The 17,551-nt window shown below is 71.8% G+C and carries 15 protein-coding genes; 10 read left to right on the top strand and 5 right to left on the bottom strand.

Annotated features, from left to right (window positions below; all coding sequences use genetic code 11):
- Window positions 1–117: 117 nt before the first annotated feature.
- A complete protein-coding gene (locus HNV26_RS28285) occupies window positions 118–2,871 on the top strand; it encodes a M1 family metallopeptidase (RefSeq protein WP_171443935.1) in 2,754 nt (917 codons plus the stop codon).
- A 64-nt stretch (window positions 2,872–2,935) separates the two neighbouring features.
- Here the strand turns inward: HNV26_RS28285 and HNV26_RS28280 are convergent, their stop codons facing one another.
- Complete coding sequence (locus HNV26_RS28280; protein ID WP_171443934.1) at window positions 2,936–3,688, bottom strand: enoyl-CoA hydratase; 753 nt, start codon at window positions 3,686–3,688, stop codon at window positions 2,936–2,938.
- A 136-nt stretch (window positions 3,689–3,824) separates the two neighbouring features.
- Complete coding sequence (locus HNV26_RS28275; protein ID WP_171443933.1) at window positions 3,825–4,730, bottom strand: ribose-phosphate diphosphokinase; 906 nt, start codon at window positions 4,728–4,730, stop codon at window positions 3,825–3,827.
- A 135-nt stretch (window positions 4,731–4,865) separates the two neighbouring features.
- Between HNV26_RS28275 and HNV26_RS38670 the strand changes: the two genes are divergently transcribed.
- Genes HNV26_RS38670 through orn form a run of 5 tightly spaced genes read left to right on the top strand, consistent with a single transcriptional unit; the run spans window position 4,866 to window position 8,547 of the window.
- Window positions 4,866–5,549 carry a phosphoribosyltransferase gene (locus HNV26_RS38670; protein ID WP_253817137.1) on the top strand — a complete coding sequence of 228 codons (684 nt, stop codon included), beginning with the start codon at window positions 4,866–4,868 and terminating at the stop codon, window positions 5,547–5,549.
- A 26-nt stretch (window positions 5,550–5,575) separates the two neighbouring features.
- A complete protein-coding gene (locus HNV26_RS38665; protein ID WP_253817135.1) occupies window positions 5,576–6,268 on the top strand; it encodes a dienelactone hydrolase family protein in 693 nt (230 codons plus the stop codon).
- Window positions 6,265–6,756 (top strand): archease, encoded by a 492-nt coding sequence (locus HNV26_RS28265; RefSeq protein ID WP_171443932.1) that lies wholly within the window; start codon window positions 6,265–6,267, stop codon window positions 6,754–6,756. Before HNV26_RS38665 ends, HNV26_RS28265 begins: the two co-directional genes overlap by 4 nt.
- Window positions 6,757–6,759: 3 nt before the next feature.
- Window positions 6,760–7,956, top strand: coding sequence for a bifunctional alpha/beta hydrolase/OsmC family protein (locus tag HNV26_RS28260; protein ID WP_171443931.1), 1,197 nt, complete (start codon window positions 6,760–6,762; stop codon window positions 7,954–7,956).
- Window positions 7,957–7,995: 39 nt separating this feature from the next.
- Complete coding sequence (orn, locus tag HNV26_RS28255) at window positions 7,996–8,547, top strand: oligoribonuclease (RefSeq protein WP_090493768.1); 552 nt, start codon at window positions 7,996–7,998, stop codon at window positions 8,545–8,547.
- Here orn and HNV26_RS28250 read toward each other — a convergent pair.
- The 3 genes from HNV26_RS28250 to HNV26_RS28240 all read right to left on the bottom strand — a co-directional run bounded on the left by HNV26_RS28250 (window position 8,544) and on the right by HNV26_RS28240 (window position 12,114).
- Window positions 8,544–8,912: a response regulator gene (locus HNV26_RS28250; RefSeq protein ID WP_171443930.1), complete on the bottom strand. Its 369-nt coding sequence runs from the start codon at window positions 8,910–8,912 to the stop codon at window positions 8,544–8,546. The two genes, orn and HNV26_RS28250, sit on opposite strands and share 4 nt — an antisense overlap.
- The gene (locus HNV26_RS39385) at window positions 8,909–10,453 is read right to left on the bottom strand and encodes a DUF7125 family protein (RefSeq protein ID WP_171443929.1); all 1,545 of its coding nucleotides are present in this window, start codon (window positions 10,451–10,453) and stop codon (window positions 8,909–8,911) included. Before HNV26_RS39385 ends, HNV26_RS28250 begins: the two co-directional genes overlap by 4 nt.
- A 101-nt stretch (window positions 10,454–10,554) precedes the next feature.
- Entirely contained in the window at window positions 10,555–12,114 is a 1,560-nt protein-coding gene (locus HNV26_RS28240; RefSeq protein ID WP_171443928.1) for an AMP-binding protein, read from the bottom strand.
- 183 nt (window positions 12,115–12,297) lie between these two features.
- Here HNV26_RS28240 and HNV26_RS28235 point away from each other — a divergent pair, with 183 nt between their 5' ends.
- From HNV26_RS28235 to HNV26_RS28220, 4 genes are read left to right on the top strand one after another with little or no spacing between them, the layout of a single operon-like run.
- Window positions 12,298–13,542: an HlyD family secretion protein gene (locus tag HNV26_RS28235; RefSeq protein WP_140869444.1), complete on the top strand. Its 1,245-nt coding sequence runs from the start codon at window positions 12,298–12,300 to the stop codon at window positions 13,540–13,542.
- Window positions 13,542–15,971 (top strand): ABC transporter permease, encoded by a 2,430-nt coding sequence (locus HNV26_RS28230; RefSeq protein ID WP_171443943.1) that lies wholly within the window; start codon window positions 13,542–13,544, stop codon window positions 15,969–15,971. The genes HNV26_RS28235 and HNV26_RS28230 overlap by 1 nt, the downstream gene beginning before the upstream one ends.
- 57 nt (window positions 15,972–16,028) lie before the next feature.
- A complete protein-coding gene (locus tag HNV26_RS28225) occupies window positions 16,029–16,790 on the top strand; it encodes an ABC transporter ATP-binding protein (RefSeq protein WP_171443927.1) in 762 nt (253 codons plus the stop codon).
- 7 nt (window positions 16,791–16,797) lie between these two features.
- Window positions 16,798–17,475: an ABC transporter ATP-binding protein gene (locus HNV26_RS28220; RefSeq protein ID WP_011557063.1), complete on the top strand. Its 678-nt coding sequence runs from the start codon at window positions 16,798–16,800 to the stop codon at window positions 17,473–17,475.
- The last annotated feature ends 76 nt before the right edge of the window (window positions 17,476–17,551 follow it).

Here is a 17,551-nt window from a genome sequence, read left to right as displayed (position 1 = left end):
GTGCAGGCGCAATCTGGGACACGTGACGCACTCCACCTCGAAGTGGAGATGACGGCAAGGCCACACCTGCCTGTTGCGCGCTACCTTGCTCGCCCGGCATGGGACACACTGCGCGCCATGCCCAACCTGCTCCGTCCAGCGGCACTGGCCGCTGTCGCCCTCCTCAGCGCGTGCGGTGCCCGGCAGAACCCTCCCTCCACCGCTGAACCCCCCTCGGCCCAGGCGTCACGACAGGCCGTCTCCGCCACGCCGCCGTCACCGAAGCTGCGCCTCCCCACGGAGGTGCGCCCCACCGGCTACAAGGTGGAGCTCACGCTGGACCCGAAGGTGTCCTCGTTCCAGGGCGTGATGGACATCACGCTCGACGTGACGACGGCCACGTCCGTGGTGTGGCTGCACGCCAAGCGCCTCAACGTGACGGGGGCCGTGTTCATCCAGAACGGTTCGGCCTTCATCGGGACGCCCGTGAAGGGCGAGGAGGACTTCCTCGGCTTCTCTGTGGCGAAGCCGCTGCCCGCCGGCCGGGCGAGGCTGGTCATCAACTATGAAGGCGTCGCGTCGGAGAAGGAGACGGACGGCGCCTTCCGCGTCAATGAAGGCGGGGACTGGTACATCTACACCCAGTTCGAGCCGGTGGACGCGCGCCGCGTGTTCCCCTCCTTCGATGAGCCCGGCTTCAAGGTGCCGTGGCAGCTCACCTTCCACGTGCCCGCGGGCGTCGTGGCCGTCACCAACACGCCGCAGGAGTCGGAGGAGGTGCGCCCGGACGGTGGCCGCACCTACCGCTTCGCGCGCACGCAGCCGCTGCCCAGCTACCTCATCGCCTTCGGCGTGGGGCCCTTCGACTTCCTCCCCGCCGCGGACGCGGGTCAGAAGAAGGTGAAGACGCGCATCATCACCCCGCGCGGCCGCACGGAGGAGGGCACCTACGCCGCGCAGGTGACGCCGGAAATCCTCGCCGCGCTGGAGGACTACTTCGGCATCCCGTATCCGTACGAGAAGCTGGATGTGCTGGCGGTGCCGCTGCTGGGCGGCGCCATGGAGCACCCGGGCCTGGTGACGTTCAACTCGCGCCTCATCCTCGCGAAGCCGGAGGAAGACTCGCTGGGCCGCCAGCGTGCCTTCTCCGACACGCAGGTGCACGAGCTGGCGCACCAGTGGTTCGGCAACCTGGTCACCATGCAGTGGTGGGATGACCTGTGGCTCAACGAGGCCTTCGCCTCGTGGATGGAGCCGCGCATCATCGAAACGTGGCGCCCCGCCTGGGACGCGCCCGTCGAGCGCGTGCACGACCGCGCCCGGGCCCTGGACGCGGACAGCCTCCTGTCGGCGCGCCGCATCCGCCAGCCCATCGAGAGCGCCAACGACATCCACAACGCCTTTGACGGCATCACCTACGGCAAGGGCTCCGCGGTGCTCAGCATGACGGAGGAGTGGCTGGGCCGGGAGGTCTTCCAGCGCGGCATCCAGCGCTACTTCCGCCAGCACGCGGGTGGAAACGCCACCGCGAAGGACTTCCTGGACGCCGTGTCCGCCGAGGCGGGCAAGGACGTGACGGGCATGCTGGGGACCTTCCTGGACCAGAGCGGGGCGCCGCTCGTCACCGCGTCGCTGGCGTGCGGCGCGGACGGCGCGAAGGTGGTGCTCACGCAGCAGCGCTATCTACGGCTGGGGGCCGCGTCGCCGGGCCCGCAGACGTGGAAGGTGCCGGTATGCGTGGAGTACGCGGCGGGCGGCAAGGAGGCCCGGACCTGTACGCTGCTGGAGGGCGCGCGCGCCGAGGTGGCCCTGAGCGAGGCGAAGACGTGCCCGGACTGGGTGTTCCCCAACGCGGAGGGCGCGGGCTACTTCCGGGTCCAACTGGATGGGGACGCGGCGGCGAAGCTGGCGAAGTCCGGGATGAAGCGGCTGTCGCGCACCGAGCAGGTGACGTTCCTGACGGACGTGCGCGCGCTGGCCCTGGCCGGGACGATTCCCGCCGCCGAGGCCCTGGCCCTGACGAGCCGCCTGGCGAATGAGCCGGACCGCGTCGTCACCCTGGCCTCGCTGGACCTGCTGGAGCTGGTCAGCTCGCGGCTGCTTCCGGACGAGAAGCTGAAGGACCGGGCCCGCTTCCTGCGGGAGACGTATGGCCCCAGGGCACGGCAGCTCGGCTTCGCCCCGCGCCAGGGCGAGAGCGAGGACACGCGCCTGCTCCGGCCCCGGCTGGTGCGGCTGGCGGGACGGGACGGCAGGGACCCGAAGCTGCTCGCGGAGGCGCGTGTCCTCGCGAACAAGTGGCTGAAGGACAAGCGCGCGGTGGCGCCGGAGATGGTGGACGTGGTGCTCGCCCTCGCCGCCACCGAGAACGACGCGGCCTTCCGGGAGCAGCTCGTCGTGGAGGTGCGCTCGGAGAAGGAGCGGCGCACGCGCCAGCACCTCATCGGTGCGCTGAGCAGCTTCACGGACCCGGAGCTGGTGAAGCAGAACCTGGCCCTGGTGTTCGAGAAGGGCTTGGACCCGCGCGAGACGATGTGGATGGCGTTCGCGGCCTCGCAGGGCCTGCGCACCCAGGACGTGGCCTTCGACTTCGTGAAGGAGAACTACGACCGGCTGGTGGGGGACTCACCCGAGGCGCTGCTGCCGCTCGATGCCGCCGGACACATGGCCTACATCGGCAGCAACTTCTGCGATGCGGGCAAGCGTCAGCAGGTGGAGGACTTCTTCTCCGAGCGCAGCGCGAAGGCGCCGGGTGGCCCCCGGGTGCTGGCGCAGGTGCTGGAGATCGTGGACCAGTGCATCGCGCTGAAGAAGACGCAGGCGGCCAGCGTCGAGTCCTTCCTCGCGAAGGGCACCCCGCAGCGTCCGCCGCGGGCACCCTCGTCGCGGTAGTCGCGCGGACGGCCGGGCCCGGCATCCCGCATGGGGTATCCGGGCCCGGAGGTTCCGCCAGGCCCTACTTCCGGCCGCGGGACATGAAGGACATGAAGGCTTCCTGCGCTTCGGTGGACTGGAGGCGCTGGATGAACTCGCCGCCCTCGCGGGCCAGCGTCTCGCGAATCTGGGCGCGCAGGGGCTCGCGAATCAGCCGTTTCGTCACGCGCACCGCCTCCGCCGGGCGGGAGGCCAGCGTGGTGGCGCGCTCGGTGGCCACCTGCTGGAGGCTGGCGTCCGGCACCACCTTGTTGATGATGCCCGCGCGCAGCGCCGTGGCCGCGTCGAAGGGCTCGCCGAAGAGGAGCAGCTCGCTGGCCAGCGCGAAGCCCGCCGTCCTGGGGATGAGCAGGCTGCTGGCGCCCTCCGCGCAGAGCCCCAACTGGACGAAGGGCATGTGGAAGCGCGCGCGCTCGCTGGCCACCACGTAGTCACAGTGCAGCAGCATCGTCGTGCCGATGCCCACCGCCGGGCCGTCTACCGCCGCCAGAATCGGCTTGTCCGTGTCCACCAGCGCGCGCAGGAAGCGGAACACGGCGCTGTCCTCGCCCGCGGGCGGGTGCTCCATGAAGTCGCCAATGTCGTTGCCGGCGGTGAAGACGTTGCCCGCGCCGGTGAGCAGCACCGCGCGCACGTCGACGTTGCCCTCCGCGTCCTTCAGCGCGCGGGTGGCCGCCTCGTACATGGCATGCGTGAAGGCGTTCTTCTTCTCGGGCCGGTTGAAGGTGAGGGTGAGGACCCCCGAGTCGAGCTTCGTCAGCAGCGTGTCGGACATGGTGCCGGGGAGCCTAACCGACTCCGTGCGTTGGGGCGGGAGAATGGCACCCCACGCCCTGGCTACCGGTGCTGCCGGGGAGCCCGGGCCCCGTCGGGCGGGCAGGGGCTGGGCCACGGGAAGTGTCCGCTGGCCGTCAGGGCCGCAGGGCCCGGGCCACCAGGGGCGCGAGCGTCACCACCTGGTGCTGGAACGGCAGCCCCAGGACAGGCTCCACGCTGTCGGTGCTCACCAGCCGGGTGAGTGGCAAGGTGCGCAGGCGCTCCACTGCGGGGCCCACCAGCAGGGCGTGGGTCGTCGCCACCGTGAAGTCTTCCACGCAGCCCGCGTCGCGCAGGGTGCCCGCGGCGGCGGCCAGGGTGCCACCGGTGGACACCATGTCATCCACCAGAATCGGGCGGCGTCCGCGCACCTCGCCCATCAGCCCGCTGGCGTGGACCTCGTCTCCGCTCAGCCGCACCTTGTGAATCACCGCCCACGGCCGGTCCAGCAGCCGCGCCAGGGCCTCCGCGCGCTTCACCGCGCCCAGGTCTGGCGCCACCACCACGGAGGTGTCGGTGACGTGCTCGCGCAGCGCGTCCGCCAGCAGCGGCAGCGAGGTGAGGTGCTCCAGCGGCGCGCCGAAGCAGCCTTCCAGCGCGGGGCTGTGCAGGTCCACCACCAGCACGCGCGCGAAGCGGCCCTGTGACAGCAGGTCTGCCACCAGCCGGCCGCCCAGGGGCTCCCCCGGCCTGGCGCGCCGGTCCTGTCGCGCGTAACCCAGGTAGGGCACCACGGCTTCCAGGCGGGCGGCCCCCATGCGCCAGCACGCGTCCGCCATCAGCAGCAGCTCCAGCAGGTGCTCGCCCGCGGGAGGCGTCGTGGACTGCACCAGGATGACGGTGCGGCCTCGCACCTGCTCGGGCACCTCGACGTGCATTTCCCCGTCGGGGAAGCGCTCGAAGTGGCAGTCAGCGGGCGCGACGCCCAGGGCTTGCCCGAGCGCGCGTCCCAGGTGGGGGCTCGCCGTGCCAACAAGGAGGACAGGGTCCATGGGCCGCACCCTAGCGCGCCTGCCGGTCGGACGGCGCGTCCTCGGCGGTCCCCCCGCGAGCATCCCTCCGGGACGGCCCCCGCATGGCCCTCCGCCGCCAGTCGCGCGCCCCGTGACTTCCTTGAGGGGAGGAGGAAGGACGCAATGCGCTTTCGGGACCGAGCAGATGCGGGCCGCCGGCTGGCGGCGCGGCTGTTGCCCTACCGGGGTGGCGAGGTGCGTGTGCTGGGCCTGGCGCGAGGCGGGCTCCGCGTGGCGTACGAGGTGGCTCACGCGTTGGAGGCGCCACTGGACGTCTGGGTCTCCCGCCGGATTGACGTGCCGGGCCGGATGACGGTGCTGGGCGCGGTGTCGGAAGGGGGCGGCATCTACCTGGACCAGGACGCGCTGCGGGGTCTGGGCCTGCCGGAGGTGGAGGCCCGGAGCCTGGCGCGGGCGGAGGCTTCGGAAGTGGACAGGCAGGTCCAGCGGCTGCGGGGCACCTCGGAGCCCGTGATGGGTGGTTTCACGGTGCTGCTGGTGGATGACGGGCTGGTGTCGGGCGCCACGGCCATGGCCGCGCTCCAGGTGCTGCGGCGGCAACACCCGGCCCGGCTGGTGCTGGGCGTCCCCGTGGGGACCCCGCATGGGCTGGCCCGGGTGCGCCCGGAAGCGGACGCGGTGCATTGCGTGGAGGTGCTGCCCGCGATGCGCGACGTGTCGGAGGCCTACGACGACTACCGGCCGCTGCCGGACGTGGAGCTGCGGCAGTTGCTCGTGCGCGCCCGGGAGCCCATGCAGCCGCGCGAGGTCCTCGAGTCCACGGACCTGGGCGGCTTCTGGATGTGACGAGAGACCAAGGAGGCACGGACGACATGTGGCAGGAAGGAAATACGGACCCGGACGTCCGGGAGGTGGAGGTCCAGGTAGGCGACGTGGTGCTGGGGGGCAGCCTGGGCATCCCGGATGGCGCGCGAGGCCTGGTCATCTTCGCCCATGGCAGCGGCAGCAGCCGCTTCAGTCCCCGCAACCGCGCGGTGGCGCGTGCGCTGCGCGCGCAGGGGCTGGCCACGCTGCTGTTCGACCTGTTGAGCGAAGCGGAGGAGGTGGAGGACGCGCGCACCGGGGAGCTGCGCTTCGACATCCCGTTCCTCGCCCGGCGGTTGGCGGCGGTGACGGAATGGGCGCAGCGGCAGCCGGCGCTGGCCGTGCTGCGCATGGGCTACTTCGGCTCCAGCACCGGCGCCGCGGCGGCGCTCGTCGCGGCGGCCCTGCATCCGGACCTCATCCACGCCGTGGTGTCGCGTGGCGGGCGGCCCGACCTGGCCGGACCGGTGTTGCCCCGCGTGCAGGCGCCCACGCTGCTGCTCGTCGGCGGGCAGGACGTGGGCGTGCTGGAGCTGAACGAGGCGTCACTCGCGCGGATGGAGGGCCTGAAGGGCATCCAAATCATCCCGGGGGCCACGCACCTCTTCGAGGAGCCCGGCGCGCTGGAGCAGGTGGCCCGCCAGGCCGCCGCGTGGTTCCTCCGCTTCCTCGGCGGCGTCGGCGCGGAGGCGCGCACGTGAATCTGACGTCTGGACACACCCACGAAGGAGGCGTCATGGAGAAGGGGCAGGCGTCAGCGGCGTGCGAGGCGATGCCTCGGTGGGAGCACCTCACCCGCGGCTCGGCGCGCGTCGTACGGGGACGGGGGCGCTCGCTGGAGGAGTCCTTCGAGCAGGCCGCGGTGGCGCTGTGCGCGCTGGTCGTGGACCCCGCCTCGGTGGAGGTGCGCGAGGAGGTGGAGCTGGTGTGCGAGGCGACGGCGCCGGAGCGGCTGCTGGCGGATTGGCTGCGCGCCATCGTCCACAAGATGGCGGCGCGCCGCCTGTGCTTCCGGTGCTTCGCGGTGCGCATGGACGGCACGCGCCTCTTCGGCCACGCCTTCGGTGAGCCGTTGGACCGGGAGCGCCACCCCTTCGCGCGAGACGTGCGGGGCGTGTCGCTGGTGGACGCCCGCGTGTCACAGGGCGCGGATGGCTTGTGGACGGCCGAGTGCGAAGTGGAGCTGTGACGCATGGGCGCGCGGGACGTGGCGCTGCGAGGCGCGGAGGGCTCGACGGTGACGGCGCGGCTGGACCTGCCACCCGGCAGGCCCGTGGCCAGCGCGGTGCGGGTGGGGTGCTTCGCGTGCCTGGGGCCATCACCGGCGCCTTCCCGGCTGGCCCACGCGCTGGTGGCCCGCGGCTTCGCGGTGCTGTCGCTGGACTTCACCGCGCCCGCGGCTGCCGGGCCGCGGCCGGACACGGTGCCCTCGGTGGGGGCGGTGGAGGCCGCGGCGGCGTGGCTTCGGGAGCGCTACCCGCCGGTGCGCCTGCTGGTGGGGCACAGCCTGGGCGGCACGGCGGCGGCCGCGGCGCTGCCCCGGCTTTCAGAGGTGGCCGCGCTGGTGCTGGTGAATGCGCCGGTAGGCGGTGGACCGCTGCTCGAACGGCTGTCTTCCACCGCCCGGGAGTCGGGTGAGGGCGAGCTCGACTTCGGGCCGGGCCGTCTGCGCCTCACGCGCCACTTCCTCCAGGACATCGACGAGGCGCACCTACGGCGAGCGCTGAACGCCTTTCGGGGCGAGCTGCTGGTGCTGCATGCGCCGGCGGACCGGTACGTGCCGCTCGAACACGCCCGGCGGTGGATGGCCATGGCCCGCCGTCCGGCCAGCCTGATGTTGCTGGAGGGCGCGGACCACTTCCTGTCCCACGACGCGGACGCGGGCCATGCCGCCGAAGTGCTGGGGGTGTGGGCCGCGCGGCAGGTGACGCCGGTGCGGGAGCGTGAGGCGCCTCTGCCCCCGGGCGTGGTGGAGGTCCACGAGGCGGGGGAGGGCCGCTTCGCCCAGGACATCCGCGTGGGGGCGCACCGGCTGCGCTCGGATGAGCCGCTGTCGGTGGGCGGCGAGGACACCGGCCCCACGCCCTACGGGCTGCTGACGGCCGCGCTGGGGGCGTGCACCGCGATGACGCTGCGGCTCTACGCTGCGCGCAAGGGCTGGCCGCTGGAGCATGTCCACGTGCGGCTGAGCCACGAGAAGGTGCACGCGAAGGCGTGCGAGGAGTGCGAGACGAAGGACGGGAAGATGGACCGGCTGCAACGCACGGTGAGGCTGGAGGGCCCGCTGACGGACGCGCAGCGCGCGGCGCTGGTGGCCATCGCGGACCGCTGCCCGGTGCACCGGACGCTGGCTTCGGATGTGGATGTCCACACGGACGTGGAGCAATGAGCGCCCCGGGCACACGCGCGGGCTGGTAGGGTCCGCCGCATGATTTCGAGTGAGCAGCGCTTCGTGTGGCTGGACCTGGAGATGACCGGGTTGGACCCGGAGACGTGTTCCATCATCGAGGTGGGCGTCATCATCACCGGTCCGGATTTGCGGCCCCTCGCGGAGATTGAGCGCGTCATCTGGCAGCCGGAGGAGGTGCTCCTGCGCATGGAGCCCGTCGTCCGGGAGATGCACACCCGCAACGGGCTCTTGGAGAAGGTGCGTGCCTCCAACACCTCGCTGCGCGTGGCGGAGCGGGATGTCATGGCGCTCGTCACCGAGCACTGCGCCCTGGGCGAGGGCATCCTCGCCGGCAACTCCATCCACACCGACCGGCGCTTCCTCATCCGCTACATGCCGCTGCTGGAGCGCTACCTGCACTACCGCATGGTGGACGTGACGAGCCTCAAGGTGTTGACGCGCGCCTGGTATCCGAACCTGGTGGAGCCGCGCAAGGCGCCCAGCGGGCACACCGCCCTGGCGGACGTGCGCGCCAGCATCTCGGAGCTGCAGTACTACCGCGACACCCTCTTCCGCGGGACGCCGGCCTAGGCGTTGGGCTGGGGCTCGGCGAGCAGCTCGGCGATGGTGTCGAGCAGCACGTCCAGCTCGAAGGGCTTGGCGAGGAAGCGCGCGCTGGAGCGGCGCTCCTCGTCGGAGATGCGGCCGGCGCTCATCACCACCACGGGGATGCCTCGCAGGTCGTCGTCCTCGCGCATGCGGCGCAGCATCTCCCGGCCGTCCATGACGGGCATCATCAAGTCCAGCAGCACCAGGTCCGGCTTCGCGTCCGCCATGCGGTGCAGTCCTTCGGCGCCGTTGAAGGCGGTGTCGACGTCGTAGCCCTCGACGGACAGGATGTCCTGGAGCGCCTCGACGATGGCCAGCTCGTCGTCCACGATGAGAAGCCGCTTCATGCGCCACGCCCCCCGCGCCGGGACGGCTTGCCGCGCCGGACCGGTTTGCTCCCTGTCTTGCGTTTCGGCTTCCGCGGGGGCGCCGCGGGGGACGGGGCCCGCCCGTTGAAGAGGGCCTCCGCGCTCTCGCTGTCCGCCGCGACTTCGATGCCCCGAGGCGTCATGGAGAACAGGCGCTGGGCCGTGTCGTGGGCGCTCTCCCGCGCCTTCAGTACGGAGAGCACGCGGTAGTTCCGCGAGCGCAGCCCCACCATCCGCAGCACCAGGACGTTGTCGACGAGCGCCTCCACGTCCGGCCGTGCGTCCGCCTCCGGCGCGGCGAGCGCGCGCGTCTGCTGGAGGACCAGCGGGGTGACGCCCAGGTTGAGCAGTTCGTGCATGAGGGCGGCGAGGAAGCGGGGCGTGCGCTCGGAGTCCGTGAGTTCCTGACAGAAGGACTCCAGTCCGTCCAGCACCAGCCGCTGGATGCCGTGTCGTTTCACCCACTCGAACATCGCTTCGGCCAGCGCATCCGGTTGCGTCTCCGCCGCCACGCGCGACTCCAGGTGGACCCGGCCCGCTTCCACGTGTGCGCCCAATCCCAACCCCAGTCGCTCCGCCTTGTTGACCAGCCGGGCCGGCGGCTCCACGAAGCCGAGGTACAGCCCGGGCTCGTTCCGGCGTGCGCCCTCCGCCAGGAAGTGCAGTCCCAGTTGCGTCTTGCCGCTTCCGGGCGGGCCCGCTACCAGCGTGGACGAATCCCGCACCAGGCCGCCGGAGAGCATCTCGTCCAGCGCGGGGATGCCGAAGGTGAGCCGCGCGTCCGTCGAGGGCGTGCGCGTGGGCAGCCGCGTGTGGAGGGCTTCGATGCGGGGATGGATGGACAGGCCGTCGTCGGAAATCTCGAAGCCGTGACGGCCGGGGACCTGGGGGCCGCCGCGGAACTTCGTCACCTCGGCCAGGCGCACGGACTTCACGCCCACGCGCTCCTGGGCCAGGGCGACGACGCCGTCCGCCATGGCGTAGCGTGGGTCGGGCGGGTCGCCGCGCTGCCCGGTGAGCAGGAGCGTGGTGCAGCCCGCGAGCGCGTTGTGGACGCAGAGGCCGTGGAGGAACTCCCGGAAGCTCAGCGGGTCCTCGGCGCGCTCCTCCAGGGCCACCAGGCCGTCCACCACCAGCACCGTGGCGCCGTGCTCGCGCACCGCGCGGAAGATGAGCTTGCTGAGGCCCGCCAGCCCTTCCGCCTTGAGGGCGGCGGAGCCGCTCTCGTAGTTCAGCGCGCGTCCGACCTCTTCCGCGTGGAAGAAGCGCATGCTCCGCAAGTGCAGCATCATCCGCGCGTGGGACTCCCCCAGCACCGTGAGGTAGATGGCGCGGCCACCCTGGGCCACGGTGGCGAAGCAGAACTGGTTGCCGAGGATGGTCTTCCCCGTCCCCGGCGCCCCCGTGATGATGTACGTGCCTCCGCGAAGAAAGCCGCCGCGCAGGAGCGCGTCCAGCCCTGGCACGCCGCTGGGAACCCGCGCGTCGGGTTCGTCCGGCCGCTCAGAGGTGTCCGTCACACGATGCTCCTTCCGTCCTGGGCGAAAACCCTAGGCCAGCAAGGTGCCCACGCCATGCAATTGCGCGGCGTCTGTTCGGAACCGTGCGGTGGACGCGCGGCTCATCGCGTGCCAGGTGGCACCAGTGCCGCCCGGAGGAGGTGCTTCTGCACCTTGCCCAACGCATTGCGCGGCAGCGCATCCGTGAAGATGACCTGGCGCGGCTTCTTGAAGCTGGCGAGCCGGTCCTTGCACCAGTCCACCAGGGACTGGGACTCCGGCGGGGTCGCCCCGGGGTGAGGCACCACCACGGCCACCACCTGCTCGCCCAGGTCCGCGTCCGGCAGGCCCAGCACCGCGACCTCCGCGACGCCCGGGTGCATGGCGAGCACCTCCTCCACCTCGCGCGGGTACACGTTGAAGCCGCCGCTGATGATGAGCTCGCGCGCCCGCCCGGTGATGCGCAGGTAGCCGTCCGCGTCCACATCCCCCAGGTCGCCCGTGCGGAACCACCCGTCCGCGTCGAAGGACTCGGCGGTGGCGTCCTGGCGGCGCCAGTACCCGGCGAAGACGTGAGGTCCCCGCACCTCGATTTCGCCCGTCTCGCCGCGCGGCAGCGGCTGGCGCGTGCGCACGTCCACCACGCGCGACTCTTGGCCGGGGTAGGCGAAGCCCACCGTACCGGGGCGGCGCTCGCCTTCGTAGGGGTTGGTGGTGTTCATGATGGTCTCCGTCATCCCGTAGCGCTCCAGGATGCGGGCGCCCAGCTCCGCTTCGATGTCCGCGAAGAGCTGGGGACTGAGCGGCGCCGAGCCGGACACCCACAGGCGCAGCGCGCGCGGCTTCACGCGTGACGCGCGCGCCTCCTCCAGCAGGCGGCTGTACATGGTGGGCACGCCGAAGAACATCGTGAGCGAGGCGTCATCGCGCAGCGCGGTCAGGGACTCGGCGGCGTTGAAGCGGCGGCGCAGGTCCACGCTGGCGCCAGTGAACAGCGTGCCGTGCAGGCCCACCATCAGGCCGTGGGTGTGGAACAGCGGCAGGGTGAGCAGCAGCCTGTCGCTCTCCGTCCACCGCCACGCCTCGGTGACGGCCCGCACGTTCGCCCGCAGGTTGCGGTGCAGCAGCATGGCGCCCTTGGAGCGGCCGGTGGTGCCAGAGGTGTAGCCCAGCACCGCCAGTTCCTCCGGCCGCGGCATCACCAGCGGCGCGGTGGCGGAGGTGCCCTCCGCGAGCAGCGTGTCGAAGGGGACCTCCGTGAGCGACTCGGGCAGCGCGGTGGTGGGGCGCTCCACGGTGATGAGCCACTGGAGCGAGGGCAGCTGGGCCCGCAGCGGCACCAGCTCCGCGGCGCCCGCCGCGCCGGTGACGCAGCCGCAGACCTCCGCGTCGGACAGGATGTGGGCCAGCTCCACCTGCCGGTAGGCGGTGTTGACCAGCACCACCACGCCGCCAGCGGCCTGCACGCCCAGGTAGGCGATGGCGAAGCGGGCGCTGTTCTCCAGGAAGAGCGCCACCCGCTCCCCCGGCTGGAGCCCGCGCTGCTTGAGGCCCCGGGCGAAGGCCGTGACGTGCGTGGCGAACTGCCCGTAGGTGAAGCGCTCCTGCTCGAACGTCAGCAGGGGCCGCTCGGGCGCGCGGTGTGCATGGTCCAGGAAGACTTCGAGAAGGGAGGCCGACATGGGCGCGCACCTTAGCGCTGGCGCCCCCGGGGGCCTCCACCCCCCTTCCGGCCGCTGTCCGCTTCTGGGACGGCACTTTCCGCAAGTGGGCACGGCCTTCGTGAGGCGGTCCTTCATCCCGAGCAAATCCAGGGGGTTGGCGTGGGAGCTGGTCTTGGCACGGGCCTCGCTCTGGGCAGGGGCGTGGACATTCCCAAAGCCAAGAAGCCGCGTCGCAAGCCCTGGGTTCTCGCCATCGGTGGAGCCTGCGCGCTCCTGCTGGTGACGGTGGGCCTGTCACGGCTGCGCCCGGCGGCGCCCACGGTGGAGCGGGCCTCGGTGTGGTTGGACACGGTGAAGCGTGGACCCATGGTGCGCCAGGTGAAGGGCGCGGGCACGCTGGTGCCGGAATACATCCGCTGGCTCACCGCGGACACGGCGGGCCGGGTGGAGCGCATCCACGTGCGGCCCGGGGCCACGGTGACGGCGGACACGCTCCTGTTGGAGCTGTCGAACCCGGACGTGCAGCTCCAGGCCCTGGAGGCCGAGCGTCAGCTGGCCAGCGTGGAGGCCGACCTCATCCAGGTGCGCATGGAGCTGGAGACGCAGCGGCTGGCCCAGGAGGCCATGGTGGCGTCGCTCATCAACGAGTCCGCCGAGGCGGGACGCCGCGCCGACGCGAACGAGGCCCTTCACCAGAAGGCACACATCGGCGACCTGGAGATGCAGCAGGCGCGCGAGAAGGCCGCGGAGCTGAACCGTCGCCTGGAGCTGGAGCGCAAGAAGCTCCAGGTGGTGGCGTCCAGCATGAAGGAGCAGCTCACCGCGCAGCAGGGCCAGGTGGAGCGCCTGAAGGCGGTGGCCCGCTTCCGCCGCGCGCAGGTGGAGTCGATGAAGGTGCTCGCGGGTGAGGATGGCGTGCTCCAGGACCTGCCGCTGGAGCTGGGGCAGTGGGTGACGCCGGGCGTGCTGCTTGCGAAGGTGGTGAAGCCGGAGCGGCTGAAGGCGGAGCTGCGCATCGCGGAGACGCAGGCGCGCGACATCCAGCCTGGGCTGAAGGCGTTGGTGGACACCCGCAACGGCGTGGTGGAAGGCCAGGTGGCGCGGGTGGCGCCCGCGGCGAGCCAGGGCACGGTGCGCGTGGAGGTGTCGCTGCCCGCGGAGCTGCCCCGCGGCGCGCGGCCGGATTTGACGGTGGAGGGCACCGTGGAGCTGGAGCGGCTGGGCGACGTGCTGTCCGTGGGGCGTCCGGCCGGCGCGCAGCCCAATGCCACCATGGCCCTCTTCCGCTTGATGCCGGGCAGCGACGAAGCCGTCCGCGTTCCGGTGCAGCTGGGCCGGGGCTCGGTGAACGCGGTGGAGGTGCTGCAGGGCCTTCAAGAAGGTGACCAGGTGGTGTTGTCGGACATGGCCGCGTGGGACGCCGTGGAGAGGGTGCGCCTTCGATGATGGACACACTTCGCCGTGATGTGCGGTACACGCTGCGCTCGCTGCGCCAGAGCCCCGGCTTCGCGCTGGTGGCGGTGCTCGCGCTGGCGCTGGGGATTGGCGCCAACAGCGCCGTCTTCAGCGTGGTGAACGGGGTGCTCCTCACGCCGCCGCCCTTCTCGGAGCCCGAGCGGGTGGTGCACCTCCAGGGCAACATCGCGCAGGCCGGGCTCGAGGACATCACCCTGTCCGTGCCGGAGTACTTCGACCTGGCGACGCTGTCGCGCGCCTTCGAATCGGTGGCGGCCTACCGGGGCGGCAACCTGACGCTCACGGGCAGGGACACCCCCCAGCAGCTCGCCGCGGTGGCGGCCACGCCGTCGTTCTTCACCACGCTGGGCGTGTCGCCGGTGCTCGGCCGCGCCTTCACGGAGGCGGAGGCCGTCCAGGGGCGTGAGCGGGTGGTGGTGCTCACCGACACGGCGTGGCGCGTGCACTTCGCGCGGGACGCGCAGGTGCTGGGCCAGACGATGCAGCTCGACGGCGAGCCGTACACGGTGGTGGGCGTGTTGCCCGCGGGGGTGGCCTACCCCGCCTGGGCGGAGATGTACGTGCCCTTCGTGCCCACCGAGACACAGCGGCGGGAGGACCAGCGCGGCGCCCGGTTCCTGTCGGTGGTGGGGCGGCTGAAGCCCGGCGTGACGCAGGACGCGGCGCGCACGGACCTGGCGCGTGTGGCGCTGGAGATGGAGGAGGCCGTCCCCTCGCGATACCAGAAGGTGGGTTGGTCCTTCTCGGTGACGTCGCTGGACGAAAAGGTCGTGGGCAACGTGCGCGGCACGCTGTGGCTGCTGCTGGGCGCGGTGGGCTTCGTGCTGCTGGCGGCGTGCAGCAGCGTGGCCAACCTGCTGCTGGCCCGGATGGCGGCGCGCGGACGCGAGGTGTCCATCCGCGCCGCGCTGGGGGCGAGCCGGGGCCGGCTGGTGGCGCAGTTCCTCACCGAGAGCCTGGTGCTGTCCCTGGGGGGCGGGGTGCTGGGGATGCTGCTGGCGTTGTGGGGCACGGACGCGTTGGTGGCGCTGGTGGGAGAGGCGCTGCCTCGCGCGAGCCAGGTGCGGCTGGATGCGCGGCCGCTGGTGTTCACCATGGGCGTGAGCCTCCTCACGGGCGTGCTCTTCGGGCTCGGTCCGGCGCTGCATGGCAGCCGGGAGGACTTGAGCGTCGCCATGCGCGAGGGCAGCCGGGGCACGGAGGGCCAGGGTTCGGGCCGGATGCGCGCGGGGCTGGTGGTGGGGCAGGTCGCGGTGGCGCTGGTGCTCCTGGTGGGCGCGGGGCTGTTCACCAAGAGCTTCCTGGCCCTGCGCGCGGTGGACGCGGGCTTCACGCCCGAGGGCGTGCTCACGGGCAAGCTCGTGCTGCCCTCCGCGCGCTACCCGGACGCGGCACACAAGGTGGCCTTCCAGCGGGAGCTGTTGGGCCGGCTCCAGTCGCTCCCGGGTGTGGAGGCCGTGGGGGTCACCAACCTGCTGCCGCTGGGCGGGCGCTCGGACAGCAGCTTCGACATCGAGGGACGACCGCGGGCGCCGGATGAGGTCTGGCCCGCGGTGGAGTTTCGCGCCGTCAGCCCGGGTTACCTGCGCACGCTGCGCGTCACCCCGCGCCAGGGACACCTCCTGGAGGGAGATGGGACGGAGGGGCCGGACGCGCCCTGGCAGGTGGTCATCAACAAGACCTTCGCGGACCTCTACTGGCCCCAGGGGGATGCGCTGGGCCAGCGGTTGAAGCTGCACTGGGACACGGCGCAGTGGACCACCGTGGTGGGCATCGTGGACGACGTGCGCGAATGGGGCCTGGATACGCCCGCGCGGCCCGCCGCGTACTACCCGGCTGCGAAGGTGCCCACGCCCTTCTTGTCGCTCGCGGTCCGGGCGAAGTCCGGCGGAAGCCCGGAGGCGCTGCGCACCGCCATCGAAGCGGAGCTGCGCGCCGTGGATGGCAACCTGGCGTTGTACGCGGTGGCGCCGCTGACGCGGTTGGTGGATGAGTCCATCAGCTCCCGCCAGGTGTCGGCGCTGCTGATGGGCCTGTTCGCGGGCACGGCGCTGCTGCTGGCGGCGCTCGGCATCTCCGGCGTCATCGGCTACTCGGTGGCGCAGCGCACGCGGGAGATGGGCATCCGCATGGCGCTGGGGGCCTCGCGGACCCACGTGCTGACGCTGGTGCTGGGGCAGGGCCTGCGGCTCACCGCGCTGGGCGTGGTGCTGGGTCTGGGGTTGTCGTTGGGATTGGCGCGGCTGTTGGATGCAATGCTGTATGGGGTGGCGGCGTACGACGGGTGGACCTTCGCGGGCGTGGCGTTGCTGCTGGGCACGGTGGCCGTGCTGGCCGCCTGGCTTCCGGCGCGCCGGGCCACGCGGGTGGACCCGGCCATCGCCCTGCGAGCGGAGTAGCCCGATGGAGACTTCAGACATGACCGCGTGGAACGCGGTGGAGCGGGTGGGTCAGCGATGATGACGAACGACACGAAGACGGCTGCTTCCCCGGAAGGCGCGGTGGCGCAGGAGGGCGCGGGCGCGGAGCCCGGCAAGGCGCTCATCCACCTGGACGGACTGACCAAGGTCTTCGAGACCGAGGACGTGGAGACGCACGCGCTCTCCAACATCCACCTCAACGTGCGCAAGGGAGAGTGGGTGGCGATTGTCGGCCCGTCGGGCTCGGGCAAGTCCACCTTGCTGGCGGTGCTGGGGCTGCTGGACACGGCGACGCGCGGGGCCTACCTGCTGGACGGGCGCAGCGTGTTGGACCTGTCCGCCACGGACCGGGCGCTGGTGCGAAACCGGCACATCGGCTTCATCTTCCAGAGCTTCAACCTCATCGGAGACCTGACGGTGTTCGAGAACGTGGAGCTGCCGCTGACGTACCGGGGCATGCCCGCCGCCGAGCGAAAGCAGCGGGTGGAGCGCGCGCTGGAGAAGGTGGGCATGGCGCACCGGGCCCGTCACATGCCGGGGCAGCTCTCCGGTGGTCAGCAGCAGCGCGTGGCGGTGGCGCGCGCGGTGGCGGGCGACCCGCTCATCCTCCTGGCGGACGAGCCCACGGGAAACCTGGACTCGAAGAACGGCGAGGCGGTGATGCAGCTCTTGACGGAGCTCCACAAGGGCGGCGCCACCATCTGCATGGTGACGCACGACCCGGCGCACGCGCGCGTGGCCACCCGCACGGTGAGCCTCTTCGACGGCCGCATCGTCCAGGACGAGCAGCGCCGCTGAGACGGACATGCCATCTCCGCTCATCTCCCTGAGGAACGTCGAGAAGTCCTACCCCCTGGCTGGGGGCCGGGCCTGGGTGCTGCGCCGCATCGACCTGGACATCCAGCCGGGCGAGTTCGTCACGCTGATGGGGCCGTCGGGCGCGGGCAAGTCCACGCTGCTGTCCATCCTGGGCATGTTGGACGTGGACTGGACGGGCGAGTACCTGCTGGATGGCCAGGCGGTACATGCCATGAAGCCCAAGGCGCGCGGGGAGCTCTCCCGGCGCACCATCGGCTTCGTGTTCCAGCAGTACCACCTGCTGGACAACCTGACGGTGGCGGAGAACCTGGAGGTGCCGCTGTCCTACCGCGACCTCAAGCGCGGCGAGCGCGAGGCGCTGGTGGGCGACATGCTGGACCGCTTCCAACTCGTGGGGAAGAAGGACCTCTTCCCCTCGCAGCTCTCCGGTGGGCAGCAGCAGCTCGTGGGCATCGCCCGGGCGCTCATCGCCAACCCCAAGGTGCTGCTGGCGGACGAGCCCACGGGCAACCTCCATTCGCAGCAGGCGAAGCAAATCATGGAGGTCTTCCAGGGCCTCAACCGGGACGGCACCACCATCATCCAGGTGACGCACTCGGAGGCGAACGCCGCCTACGGCCACCGCGTCATCCAGCTCGCGGATGGTTGGTTGCAGGGCGCCTGAGGCCCCCGGCCGCCCACAACCCGCGCGACCGCCGCCGGTTGTTTCTGGCACATTCCCCCCTACTGGTGTCCCCCCG

This window comes from Myxococcus xanthus (assembly GCF_013116825.1).
Lineage (GTDB): Bacteria > Myxococcota > Myxococcia > Myxococcales > Myxococcaceae > Myxococcus > Myxococcus xanthus_B.
This window is presented reverse-complemented; position numbering and strand designations above follow the sequence as displayed.